The organism is Streptomyces graminilatus, assembly GCF_001418565.1.
In the GTDB taxonomy this organism is placed as follows: Bacteria; Actinomycetota; Actinomycetes; order Streptomycetales; family Streptomycetaceae; genus Streptomyces; species Streptomyces graminilatus.
The window spans coordinates 1-11832 of sequence record NZ_LIQQ01000136.1; the positions used below are offsets into that span (position 1 = coordinate 1).

Annotated in this window: 10 protein-coding genes and 1 pseudogene; 7 read left to right on the forward strand and 4 right to left on the reverse strand. The window is 69.4% G+C overall.

What is annotated here, in order from left to right; all coding sequences use genetic code 11:
• Positions 1 to 495: gamma subclass chorismate mutase AroQ (aroQ, locus tag AOK08_RS13060; RefSeq protein WP_055525690.1), on the forward strand; the 495-nt coding region annotated here is incomplete at its 5' end.
• 4 nt (positions 496 to 499) lie between these two features.
• Here the strand turns inward: aroQ and AOK08_RS13065 are convergent.
• From AOK08_RS13065 to AOK08_RS13075, 3 genes are all read right to left on the reverse strand, one after another.
• The gene (locus AOK08_RS13065; RefSeq protein ID WP_055525691.1) at positions 500 to 2107 is read right to left on the reverse strand and encodes a vWA domain-containing protein; all 1608 of its coding nucleotides are present in this window, start codon (positions 2105 to 2107) and stop codon (positions 500 to 502) included.
• A 157-nt stretch (positions 2108 to 2264) separates the two neighbouring features.
• A complete protein-coding gene (locus AOK08_RS13070) occupies positions 2265 to 3164 on the reverse strand; it encodes an ABC transporter permease (protein WP_055525692.1) in 900 nt (299 codons plus the stop codon).
• A complete protein-coding gene (locus AOK08_RS13075) occupies positions 3161 to 5836 on the reverse strand; it encodes an alpha/beta fold hydrolase (protein WP_055525693.1) in 2676 nt (891 codons plus the stop codon). The genes AOK08_RS13070 and AOK08_RS13075 overlap by 4 nt, the downstream gene beginning before the upstream one ends.
• Positions 5837 to 6073: 237 nt before the next feature.
• On the opposite strand from AOK08_RS13075, the gene AOK08_RS13080 reads away from it, so the two are divergent.
• The 4 genes from AOK08_RS13080 (at position 6074) to AOK08_RS13100 (ending at position 10289) form a co-directional block, all read left to right on the forward strand.
• Positions 6074 to 6913 (forward strand): SCO4651 family lipoprotein, encoded by an 840-nt coding sequence (locus AOK08_RS13080; protein WP_055525694.1) that lies wholly within the window; start codon positions 6074 to 6076, stop codon positions 6911 to 6913.
• Between the two features lie 374 nt (positions 6914 to 7287).
• Entirely contained in the window at positions 7288 to 7830 is a 543-nt protein-coding gene (locus AOK08_RS13085) for a DUF6907 domain-containing protein (protein WP_055525695.1), read from the forward strand.
• Between the two features lie 678 nt (positions 7831 to 8508).
• Complete coding sequence (locus AOK08_RS13095; protein ID WP_055525697.1) at positions 8509 to 9735, forward strand: NsdA family TPR-like regulatory protein; 1227 nt, start codon at positions 8509 to 8511, stop codon at positions 9733 to 9735.
• On the forward strand, positions 9732 to 10289 hold the full coding sequence (locus AOK08_RS13100; protein ID WP_055525698.1) for a GNAT family N-acetyltransferase: 558 nt from the start codon (positions 9732 to 9734) through the stop codon (positions 10287 to 10289). The genes AOK08_RS13095 and AOK08_RS13100 overlap by 4 nt, the downstream gene beginning before the upstream one ends.
• 67 nt (positions 10290 to 10356) lie before the next feature.
• On the opposite strand, the gene AOK08_RS13105 is transcribed toward AOK08_RS13100, so the two are convergent.
• On the reverse strand, positions 10357 to 10968 hold the full coding sequence (locus tag AOK08_RS13105; protein ID WP_055525699.1) for a hypothetical protein: 612 nt from the start codon (positions 10966 to 10968) through the stop codon (positions 10357 to 10359).
• A gap of 29 nt (positions 10969 to 10997) precedes the next feature.
• Between AOK08_RS13105 and AOK08_RS13110 the strand changes: the two are divergent.
• Both AOK08_RS13110 and AOK08_RS13115 read left to right on the forward strand, forming a co-directional pair.
• Positions 10998 to 11192, forward strand: a pseudogene (locus tag AOK08_RS13110) (DUF3885 domain-containing protein); the annotation flags it as partial.
• 70 nt (positions 11193 to 11262) lie between these two features.
• Positions 11263 to 11820 carry a hypothetical protein gene (locus tag AOK08_RS13115; protein WP_198539257.1) on the forward strand — a complete coding sequence of 186 codons (558 nt, stop codon included), beginning with the start codon at positions 11263 to 11265 and terminating at the stop codon, positions 11818 to 11820.
• The last annotated feature ends 12 nt before the right edge of the window (positions 11821 to 11832 follow it).

An 11832-nucleotide genomic window follows, 5' to 3' on the forward strand; every position in this document is an offset into this window, starting at 1 on the left:
TCCCCCGCCTCTCCCACGTCCTCCCTGGCCCCGCTGACCGACCTGCTCGCCGAGCGGCTGCTGGTGGCCGACAAGGTCGCCGCGGCCAAGTACGGCACCGACAGGCCGATCGACGATCCGGTGCGCGAGCAGCAGATCCTGGACGATGTCTCCGCGCGGGCCGTCGGGCTCGGGCTCGACCCGGTGGCGGTGGCCGCCGTGTTCCGGGACCAGATCGAGGCGAACAAGCTGGTCCAGCGTGGGCTGTACGCCCGCTGGGACGCGCATCCCGAGCTGCGGCCGACCGAGCGGCCCGATCTGGTCAAGGAGGTTCGGCCGATCCTGGATCGGATCACCACCGAGTTGCTGGACGCGCTGAAGGAGACGGAGGGGGTTCGGGCCGGGTACGGGTGCGAGCCTCGGCTGCTGGCTGCCGCGGGGCGCTCCGCTTATGGGTTCCGATTGGACGGGTTGCACTTGGAGGGGCTCGGGCGGGCTGTCCGGTCTGTGTGCTGACCGTTCAGCCGTCTGAGCGGTTCGCTTGTTCTATCGCCTCGGCCAGCCGGCCGACCGCCTTGTCCTCGGTCTTGTCCGCCAACTCGTCGGCCTTGTGCGCCAGTTCGCTCAGGGACGGGGCGCCGGGAAGCCTGGTCCAGTGGTCGTCGCCCCTGCGCAGGGCGTCGGCGAAGTAGGCGGCCACCGCGGTGACCTGGAGGCGGGGCGGGGCGTCCCAGAGGGCTTTGTCGACCGACTCCGCCTCCAACTGGCCTGATTCCTCGTGGGGTTGGCGGGTCTTGGGGTCGAGCCAGCGGACCGTTGCCGTGGCCAGGTGGCCCGAGGCGGACTGCTTGGTGCGGACGGCGTAGAGCGCGGTGACCGTGTGGCCGGGGCCCACTTCTCCCCCGTCCACGCGGTCGTCGCGGAAGTCGTCGTCGGCGACGCGGCGGTTGTCGTAGCCGATCAGACGGAACTCGGCGACCGTCTGCGGGTCGAAGGCGACCTGGGCCTTCGCGTCGCGGGCCGTGAGGTCGATGTTGCGAGGGAGCTGCTCGCAGAAGACCTTGCGGGCGTCGGCCTCGTTCGAGACGTAGGTGGTGTTGCCGTCGCCCTTGTCGGCGAGCTGTTCCATCAGGGCGTCGCCGTAGTCGCTGCCGACGCCGACGCCGAAGAGGGTGATGCCGTGTTCGCGGCGGGCGTCGGAGATACGGTCGAGGATCGAGTCGGCTTCGGTGTCACCGGTGTTGGCCAACGCGTCCGAGACGAGCACGACCCGGTTGGTGGCGCCCTCGCGCAGGCCTTCGACGGCGGTGGCGTAGCCGGTGCTCACCCCTGCGCCGAGGTTGGTCGAGTCGGTCGGTTCCAGTTCGTCGATCGCGTCGTGGACCCGGTCGCGGTCGCGGTCGTCGTCGAGGCGGGTCATCGGCAGGACCGTCTCGGCCTCGTCGCTGAAGGTGACGATCGCTACCGAGTCGTCGTCGCGCAGCTGGTCCGTCATCACGCCGAGGGAGTCCTTGGCGAGGTCGAGGCGGCCGGGTTCGGCCATGGAACCAGAAATGTCGATGACGAAGGTGAGGGCGGCCGGAGGGCGTTCGCCCTTCTGCCCGGCGGTGCGGGTGGCGAGGCCGACGCGCACCAGGGACCAGTCCTCGCGGTCGGTGCGGGCGCCGTCGACGGTGACCGAGAAGCCGTTGCCGTCGGGGCGTTCGTAGTCCTGGCGGAAGCTGTTGACGAATTCCTCCGGCCGGATCGTCGACGGGTCGGGGCGGTGGCCGTCGGCGAGGGTGCGGCGCGCATAGCCGTACGAGGCGGTGTCGACGTCGAGGGCGAAGGTGGAGAGGAAGTCGGGGGGTGGGGCGAAGTCCCTTTCGCCTTCTCCTTCCCCTTCACCTTCCGTCTCGCGTTCGCCCTGTTCGCCGTCCCACTGTTCTCCGGAGCCGTTGCCCTCGGCGGGCGCGGGTGCGTAGCCCGAGCCGCCGCCGGAGTTCTGGCGACTGTCCGCTTTGCTGCTCTGGCCGCTGCCGCCGCTGTCTCCGCTGCATCCGGTGAGCAGCAGGCCGGTCGCGGCCGTCAGCGCGATCAGCGTGCCCCGCAGGTGTCGTACTCGGTGGATCCGGGTCGTCCGCTCCATCTGCCGTGCCCCCTCCGTCCGTTGACGTCGGACGACGTCAACTTCTGTGACTGTGACGGCGGAGAGAGCCGGAATGTGCGGTACGGGGTGTTGCGGATGGATCTCGAAGTGGCCACAGCGGGCGGTCGTCGAGACCGGTAGGTGATCTTCCGGTGACCTAGGAGACGACGTCCTTGCGGGCGAAACCCCGGAAGGCCAGGGCGAACAGGACCAGGGCGTACGTTATGGAGACGGCTGTCCCCTGGATCATGCCGCCCCACTCCGGGCGGGGCTGGATGGCGTCGGCCCAGGCGAACTGCCAGTGCGCGGGCAGGAAGTCGCGCCAGTCGCCGAGGGCGGTCACGGCGTCCAGGACGTTGCCGACGATGGTCAGGCCGACGGCGCCGCCGACCGCTCCGAGGGGGGCGTCCGTCTTCGTCGACAGCCAGAACGCCAGGCCGGCGGTGACCAGTTGGGACACGAAGAGGTATCCCACGACGACCACGAGTCTCTGGGCGGCCGTGCCCGCGGCGAGCGAACCGCCGGTGGGGATCTCCAGTGGTCCCCAGCCGTAGGCCGCCGTGCCGACCGCGAGGGCCACGACCGGCAGCAGGATCATCGCGGCCAGGCTCGTGCCGAGGGCGACGGCCAGTTTGGACCAGAGGAGGCGGGCGCGTGGCACGGGCGCCGCGAGCAGATAGCGCAGGGAGGACCAGCTCGCCTCCGAGGCGACCGTGTCCCCGCAGAACAGGGCGACGGGGATGACGAGCAGGAAGCCCGCGGAGACGAAGAGGTTGACGGCGACGAAGTTGGCGCCGGACGCGGTGGCCGTGTCCATCAGGGTGACCTGGCCGTTGCGCGCGCCGGGGTCGCCGCCGATCGCGAAGGCGACGACGAGGACGAACGGCAGCGCGGCGAGGATGCCGCCCATGACGAGCGTACGGCGGCGCTTGAGCTGGCGGGCCAGCTCGACGCGCAGCGGCAGTGTCCGCCGGGCGCGGTACCCGTCGGCGGTCTCCGCCCGCTCCACGAGCGCACTGGCCGTGTTCGTCGCGTCTGTCGTGCCCTGCGTGGTCATGCGGATCCTCCGATCAGGGTGAGGAAGGCGTCTTCGAGGCGTCGGTGGGGGCCCACCGACTCCACGGGCACTTCGAGGCGGACGAGTTCGACGACGAGGCGCTGGGCGCTGCCGTCCTCGGGGGCGAGGCGGATCAGGAGGCCGTCGTCGGCGCGTACGGCGGATTCGACGCCGGGCAGGGCGGCGATCTTCTCGACGACCGGTTCCTCCACCGGGGTGGTGGTGCCGACGAGCAGGGTGTCGCCCGAGCCGATGATCTCGCTGACCGGGCCCGCCTGGACGAGCTTGCCCCGGTCCATGACGACGAGGTGGGTGCAGGACTGCTCGACCTCGGCCAGGAGATGGCTGGAGACGATGACCGTGCGGCCGGCCGCCGCGTACCGGATCATGACCTCGCGCATCTCGCGGATCTGGGGCGGGTCGAGGCCGTTGGTCGGTTCGTCGAGGATGAGGAGGTCGGGCAGGCCGAGCATGGCCTGGGCGATGGCGAGGCGCTGGCGCATGCCCTGGGAGTACGTGCGGACGGCGCGCGCGAGTGCGTCGCCGAGGCCGGCGATCTCCAGGGCCTCGGCCATGTGGGCGTCCTCGGCCGGGCGGCCCGTGGCCTGCCAGTACAGCTCCAGGTTCTCGCGTCCGGAGAGGTGCGGGAGGAAGCCGGCGCCCTCGACGAAGGCGCCGACGCGGGAGAGGACGGGGGCGCCGGGGCGGATGGCGTGCCCGAAGACGCGGATCTCGCCGCCGTCGGGCTTGATGAGGCCCATCAGCATGCGCAGGGTGGTGGTCTTGCCCGCGCCGTTGGGGCCGAGGAGTCCGAGGACCTGGCCTTTCTCGACGCGGAACGACAGGTCCCGTACGGCGTACCGGTCGGCGGACTTGGCGTACCGCTTGCTCAGGTCGGTGATCTGGAGCGGGACTTCGGCCAGTTCGGGGTCGGGGGCGGCCGGTGCGGCCGTACGCCTGCGTCCGCTGAGCAGCAGGGCCAGGGCGGTCGCGGCGCCCGCGAGGGGCAGCCACCACACCCAGGCGGGCAGCCCGGCCGAGGCCGTGGTGACGCCGGGGGCGGTGGGGATCGTCAGGTCGCTCTTGACCGAGACGGTGTACGTGGCCGGGGCGACCGGGGAGGCGTAGCCGAGGTCCGTGGAGGCGAGGACCAGGCGGAGGCGGTGGCCCTGTTCGACCTCGTGGTCGATGGCCGGGAGGGTGATGGTGACGTCCTTGCCCTCCTTGGCGCCCTCGACGCGGAGGGGGGTGACGAGCTGGCCGGGCAGGACCTGCTGTCTGCCGTTGGCCGAGACGTCGTACAGCTTGGCGAAGAGGACGGCGTCGTCGCTGGTCGACTTGACGTGGACGGTGACCGTGGGGGCCCCGGTGATCCATACATCGTCAATGACCGGCGCCGATTCGAAGCGGGCGTTCTGGCCCGGGAAGTCGAGCGAGAGGCCGACGCCGAAGGAGGAGAGCTGGGACAGGCCGCCGCCCGCCGCGCCCAGACCGGGCAGGGCGGAGACGGCGGGCGGGGCGGCGCCGGCCGGGTTGTCGAACGACTGTTCCTTGCCGGTCAGGCGGAGTGCGTACTGTCCGCTCTCCAGTCCCGGGTAGGCGTTGGAGGTGGCGCCGCGCAGGGTCGTCGTCCCGTTGGTGGAGTCGATGCCGCCGACGCGGGTGACCCGGAAGGCGGGCCCGGTGTCGGCGCTCTTGTCGCCCTTCAGATACCGGTCGAACCAGGAGGCGACCCGGGACTGGACCCGGCCGGTCTCCAGGTCGCCACCGTCATGGCCGCCCGCGATCCAGTCGACGTCCACGGGGGCGCCGTTGGCCCGGATCGCCTTCGCGGCGGCGTCGGCCTGGCCGAGCGGGAAGAGGGAGTCGGTCTGGCCCTGGATGAGGAGGGTGGGCACCTTGATGCGGGCGCCGACGGCGGACGGTGACCTCGCGGTGAGGAGTTCGGTGGCCGCCGGGTCCGGCTTACCGGCCTCGGCGACCCGGTCGTACATCCGGCAGAGCGTGGGCTCGAACCGGTCGCAGCCGCCGCCGGTGTTGATGAAGATGCCGGCCCACTGTTTCTTGAAGACGCCGCCCGGGAACAGGGCGTCCGCGAGGTTCCAGTAGGTGATCGCGGGTGCGATGGCGTCGACGCGGTGGTCGTATCCGGCGGCCAGGAGGGAGATCGCCCCGCCGTAGGACCCGCCGGCCATGCCCACGCGCGGGTCACCCTTCTTGTCGAGCTGGACCTCGGGACGGGTGGCAAGCCAGTCGATGAGTCTCGAAACGTCGGCGACCTCGGCCTTGGGGTCGTTCAGCCCGATCTTCCCGGTCGAGCGGCCGAAGCCACGCGCGGACCAGGTCAGCACCGCGTACCCGTCGCGGGCGAGGTCTTGTGCCTGGGCCCGTACGTCGTCCTTGCTGCCTCCGAAGCCGTGGGCGAGGAGGACGGCGGGGCGGCGGTGGGATGCGGGACCGGAGGTGAAGTACGAGGTGTCGACGCGCACCCCGCCCCCCATGTCCATGACCCGGTCGACGCGGTGCACCGAGGGCGCGTCGTCGGAGGCGACGGCCGACCACGTACCGGCACCGGCGAGCAGGACGACGGCGGCCACGACGGCGATCAGCCACCGTGGCCGCCGGAGCCGCGCTCCCCTCGTTCCGGTCAGCCCGGGCGTTCGAAGATCCATGTGTCAACGGTACGGGCCACCACTGACATCCGGGGCAGCCGCTGGTCGGAACCTGCGGCCATCCTGGCGGAGTAGGGCACGGGGGCGACGTACAGCAGGCGCGGTAGGAGCGGGCCCTATGGGTGTGTTGAGAGTTCGGTCAAAGGTACGAAAACCATTCGCACTGATGTCAGTACTTCGACCTACAGTTCAGTAATTCCATGTCTACAAGGGACATAAATCACTGGGTGGGGACAAATGAAGCTGCGGTACACCGCTGCCTGGGTAGGGTTCACGGCGGTGACACTGGTCTCGGCCTCCGCGTGCGGCACACAGACCGTCAAGCACGCCGCCGCCAACAAGGTGGACGACAACGGCACGATCGCGGCGGCGCTGGCCCGGGCGACCGACCGGACCGAGAAACTGGGGTCCGCCGAGATCTCCGCGAGCACCGACCTGGGCACGGGCCCGATTCGCATGGAGGGCACGTTCTCCTGGGACCACGGGTTCACGTACGACGTCGAGATGGCCACCAAGGGCACGCAGATGCAACTGGTCGCGCACAGCCCGACCGTCCACGCGCTGCTCGTGGGCGGTGCCTACTACTACAGCGTCGGCCCACGGGCCTCCGGCCCCTTCAAGGGCAAGCACTGGCTGAAGATCGACGGGTCGGTCCTGCTCGGCAAGAAGGGCGCCCAGGCGATGAGCGGGGTCGAGAGTGGCGACCCGTCGGCCGTCATGGGCAGCCTCAAGTACGCGCAGGACACGAAGAACCTCGGTGAGCAGACCCTGAACGGCCGGCGCACGACCCACTACCGGGCCGTGATCGACACCGCCCGGCTGGGCAAGCTGAAGGACGTCTACGGCGACAAGGACAGCCTCCTCAACTCGATGTCCGGCGGCGCGACCTCCATCGACGTGGATCTCTGGATCGGCGCCGACGACCTGCCGGTCCGGGTCAAACAGGTGATCGGGAAGGCGACGGTCACCATGGACTTCCGGAAGTACGGAACCGCGGTCAAGGTCACACCGCCGCCGGTGGCGGAGGTCGCGGACTTGAGTGCGCTGATCAAGCGGAGGGCGGGCGGGCAGCACTGAATGAAGAAGACGGTCTTCGGACTCCGCACCTCACCGCTGCCACCGCGACGTACGAGTGCCTCGGTCTCGCTCCAGTCCCGATGAAGCCGTGCACCGTGCCGCCGGAGGTTAGCTCGTCGAGTCCCCGAGTCTCCCTCGGCTGACGTCGCGGCTCTCGCTGCGCCGCAACAGACGCTCAAGATCTCAAAAAGTGCGCATCTTAACGGTCACTTACCAGGTAGTAACTCAGGTCAGAGACAACACCCTCGAAAGAGAAGTGCCGCTTGGTCTGCCCTCGCCCAGACGACTACCAACGAAAGCAGGACGGCCTCGGCCGGTGTTTCGAATGCCGACCGAAGCCCGTTGCCATACCTTTCGGGCCAAGGAGCAAGACCGTGACACAGAACCACATCTCCACCACGACGGCCGTTGACGACGGTGCCTGTGAGAGCAACGAGCAGCCACTCACCGCTGCCCGGCGCGGCCCCGAGTGGATGACCTACTGGGGCTGCACCCCATGGTGCGTCGAAGACCACACCGACCCCGTCGCAGCGGAGTGGCACACCAGCATTCCGGTCGAAACGGAAATACGGGCCGCGAACCTCGACTCCAACAGCTACACCGCCAAAGACAACGACCTGCCGTGGCTGGCCGCGCGGATCGTCGTCTCGAACTACCTGCCTCAAGCCTACGGCCGAAAAACCCAGGTGTGGTTGGACTACGGCAAGCAAATAGCCGAGTTGTCCCCGGCCCAGGCACGGAAAGCCCTGACCGAGATGCAAGGCTTCGTTGCCCAACTGCAGGCTGTGGTCGAGCAGGCAGAGGGAATCGCGGCTGACGACTTCGAAGGTGACCCCGAGATCGCCCGCCTCGACCGTGAGGCGAGCGACCGCCGGTTCAAAGCCCGCACCGCCGAACTACGCACCGCCAAGGCGTAGGCACAACGCAGCCCCCGGGTCGGCGTCACCAATGCTGACCCGGGATCGCGATGGGTGCTCCCCGGGGACGCGATCCCCTCTTCCCGGGGTTGGCGGTGGAGGTGAGCGCCTGCCCCGAGCTCATGTGCGTCTACGCCGAGCTTCCTTGTACGCCTGCCAGAGCTCGGTTGCCTGCTCGCACTGGAACTGCCCGTACCCACAGTCCGCGCACCCCGTCAGGTGTCGCATGAAGGTCCCGTACGCCTCCTCCCCGGGAAGATGGTCGGGGACCATAAACCGCTGCGGGCGACGGATGCTGGTGCCGGAGCTGCCGCGCTTCCCCGGCTCGTTGTTCGTCATGACGCGCCGTCGCGGTGGTTGGGGTGGCGGCGCATCTCGACCTCGAACATGGTGGCGCGTCGGGTGTCCGCGGCCTCCTCCGCTTGAGCGCGCTGCCTGTCGAGGGCTGCACACACGTCACAGCCGGACGCGGGCCGTGGCGGCCTGGTCGGGTCGGGCAGTGTGATGGGCGGCCCAGGTGTCGTCTGCTGAGGTCTCATGCCCTCAGACTCCCGGACGTGCCCTGCCGCACATCAGGACAGAAGCACGGCAGTTACCGACAGCGGACAGGACAGTTTGACCGGACGGGCCACAACGGTAGGACTACCGTCGAGGGCACGCGCACGAGGGGGCACGGCCATGCCGAAGCAGCGGAACACCGTTTTGGAGTCTCTGCTCAGCGAGTTCGGCTACACGCACGAGCAACTCGCCTACGAGGTCAACCGCATCGCCCTCGACAAGTTCGGCACATCCGCGAACTGCACCGACCGGCATGTGCGCCGGTGGATCGCAGGCGAGGTGCGGTGGCCTTGGGCCAGGTACCTTCGCCCGCTCCAGGAGATCTTCGGTCGCGCCCCGGAGGCCATGGGGTTCGTTCCGCGCAAGAACACGCAGAGCACCGGCACAACTCGTCGGCCGGAACCTGCCGAGGAACACCATGCCGTGCAGCGCCGCACCTTCATCGCCGGTGCCCTCATCGCCGCGCTCGGCACCGACCAGGCGCCCCAGCGGGGGCGCCTGGGCATGGCCGACGTCGACCGGGTCCAGGGCACCATCACTCGACTCGACGCCCACTTCAACGGGCTCGGCGGCGGAGCGCTCTTCGAGGTCGCCACCGACTATCTGGTCCGGCTCCAACGCGCCCTGGATCGCTGCACGTTCGGCGAGCGCGTCGAGCGTGCCCTGTTGAAGGCCGTGGCCGACGTGGCGGCTTGCGCCGGATGGTCGGCCCACGACTGCGGGGACTACGCGAAGGCAGCGCAACTGCGCAACCAAGCCCTGCAAGCCGCCCTGTTGGCACGCGATCCGGTCGCCGTGACCCGCGCCTGGTCCGACCTCGCCGCGCAGGCCGGGCATTCCGGACGCGCAGCCGAGGCCGCACGGATCAACAAGGCCGCGCTGTCCGAGCGCCACCTGCGCACTCAGCCTCTGATCTCCGCGCTCCTCCACGCACGGCTGGCCGACTGCCTCGCGCAGATCGACGACCGGTCGGGCATGGGCCGTCAACTCGCCGCCGCCGAACGTGTCTACGACCGCGCGGACCCCGAAGGCGCCCCGAGCTGGCTGGCGTTCCTGACACCGGCGGAGCTGTCCGGACTCGGCGCGATCGCCCACCGGAGCGCCGGTCAATACACCCGCGCGGAATCACAGACAGCGCAGGCTCTCAGCCTCCTCGACGGCCGTTTCAGCCGAAATCGCGTCTACTACACGGTGCTCCTGGCCGAACTGCAACTCGCACAGGGCGACATCGAGAGGACCGCGGCGACTGTCGCGGCCGTGCCCGCGTCCGGGGTGGCGAGCAGCCGTATCGCCGCCCGTCTCGACCGGGTGGCCCAAGCGGCCCGGCAGCAGGAAGGAAACCTGTGACCACACCCACCCGACTCGGCCTCCAGAAGTACGGCCACGCGGACGCACCCGAGATCCGTGAACTTCTCCTCGACATCCACGACGAGGTGTACGAGGGCTTGGACGACCCGCTCGCCGGACGGGACGCTTTCGCCAGGTTTGTCGACCATTGGTCCGCACACCCCGGCTTCGTCTGTCTCGTCGCCTACGACGAGGGCCGGCCTGTCGGCTACGCCTACGGCGCGCCCTTGGGCCCGGCAACGACGTGGTGGGCCAAGGTGGTTCCAGCCCTGCCCCGGGCGTTCACCGAGGAGACCGGCGGAGCACGCACTTTCGCCCTGTCCGAGCTGATGGTCCGGACGCCTTGGCGGCGCACGGGGGCCTCGCGCCGGATCCACGATGCGCTGTTGGACGGCCGCCCCGAGGACCGGGTGACGCTGCTGGTGCACAAGGAACACGGCAAGGTGCGTGCGCTGTACGAGGATTGGGGCTATCGGACGGTCGGTGAGGCTGTGCCGTTCGACGGCGCCCCTGAGCTGTGCGCCATGGTGTTGGACCTGGCGTCGAAGCGCTGATCGGGTCTCCGCGGCACTCACAGGCCGCAAGAACCACCGAGGGCCCTCCGGCTCCGCAACTATCCGATTATCGGCCGCCGTTTCGTTTGCGCTCGCTGCGGCGCAGTTCGCGACGCTGTTTTCCCGGCAGTGTTGCGGCCAACTCGCCCACCAGGGAGACGTCGTGGAAAATGCCGCCCTGGCCGCCTCGGCACCACCACACCGGTGGGCCGGCGTCGTCCGGTGGGTCCTCGTAGAAGTCGGCGGTGGCCGCTGGCCAACGAACGTGCGTCCCGGTCTTGTGTTCCCAGCAGACCGGCCAGGCCTGCCAGAGCAGTTCCATGATGGTCGACTGCGCCGCGTCCGCGACCGTGGCCAGGACTGTCTCCGCGTCGTGCGGCTCCGGCGGGTCGTCCTCTTCCGGGTCCCACACGTTCACCTGATTGCCGTGCCAGCGGCCGTCGGGCATGGCCACGTAGACCTGACCCCGGTCGATTCCGCCCGGGGGCGAATGCTGCCCAGGAGGGACAACCATCAGTATCAGCGCGTCCTGGCCCGGCAGGGTCGCCATCACGTCACGGTTGACCACCGCGAGCGCGGCCTCCAGCTTCGGCCACTGGCCGGGCTCTGCCGGCCGGGGCTCCGGGTGATGGTGCCGGTCGCGACCAGGGCCGGTACTGAAATACGAAGAGTGGTTCACGGGAGCATCATTCCAGCCAACGAAGGCGTGGCTGTATCGACGAGTTGCTCCGCAACATCGCCGACGACAAGGTGGGGGGCATCCTGATCAGCGACACCGGGATGCGGCGCGTCCACCACCCCTACGACGGTGGCGCCGACGTCTTCCTCACCACGTCCGAGGAGCGGGACCGGATGCGCGATCGGCATGCCGACTGGCTTTCCCGTCATCCGTCGGGTCTCTGACCGGTGTCGGATCGCTGACTGGTTCGGATCACCGCTCCACGTTGGAGCCTTCAGGGGGACGGGAATCGCCATGGACATGAACAAGGCCGCCAGGACCGAGTGGTGGGAGAACCTGCCTGCCGGGATCCGCGACGAGATAGACGGATACGTCCTCCAGGACTCCCTGCTCATGGCGGTGAAGGTCATCACCGACATTGGCCGCGTTCCTCACGGCATTGGGGTCGGCACCGCTCAGCTGATCGCCAACGAGCGCTATGTCCACTACGGGGATCAGATTGCCCGCGCACCGGAGAGCCCTCTCGACCTCGAGTCTCTGGCGTATCGGGCGGCCGGGTGCGGGGGTCGCATCGTGGCGGTCGAGGCGATCTGGGACGGTGACACCGTCCACGACTGGTTTGTGCAGCTGCTGGCCGTCACCGCCGACCGGCCGGGAGAGGTTCAGCTGGCCACCGTCTATTGGTCGACGGCTCAGCGATATCTAGGTGAGGAAGAGACTCGCGACCCGCGCCACCCCGTAGCGGTGGCCGCCGAGCGGGCTGGTCGGGCGCTTGCCGACCATCTCTCAGTACCCTTCCACTTCGCGAGTCCTGACACCCCCGATGACGAGGCCCCGCGCTGGCAGCCCTGAGCGACGATGAGT

Bases quoted from the DNA above. Each gene is read 5' to 3' on its own strand.
- AOK08_RS13075 (WP_055525693.1), bottom strand. From the start codon at position 5,836: ATGGATCTTCGAACGCCCGGGCTGACCGGAACGAGGGGAGCGCGGCTC.
- AOK08_RS13095 (WP_055525697.1), top strand. From the start codon at position 8,509: ATGCCGAAGCAGCGGAACACCGTTTTGGAGTCTCTGCTCAGCGAGTTC.
- AOK08_RS13080 (WP_055525694.1), top strand. From the start codon at position 6,074: ATGAAGCTGCGGTACACCGCTGCCTGGGTAGGGTTCACGGCGGTGACA.
- AOK08_RS13115 (WP_198539257.1), top strand. From the start codon at position 11,263: ATGGACATGAACAAGGCCGCCAGGACCGAGTGGTGGGAGAACCTGCCT.
- AOK08_RS13070 (WP_055525692.1), bottom strand. From the start codon at position 3,164: ATGACCACGCAGGGCACGACAGACGCGACGAACACGGCCAGTGCGCTC.
- AOK08_RS13065 (WP_055525691.1), bottom strand. From the start codon at position 2,107: ATGGAGCGGACGACCCGGATCCACCGAGTACGACACCTGCGGGGCACG.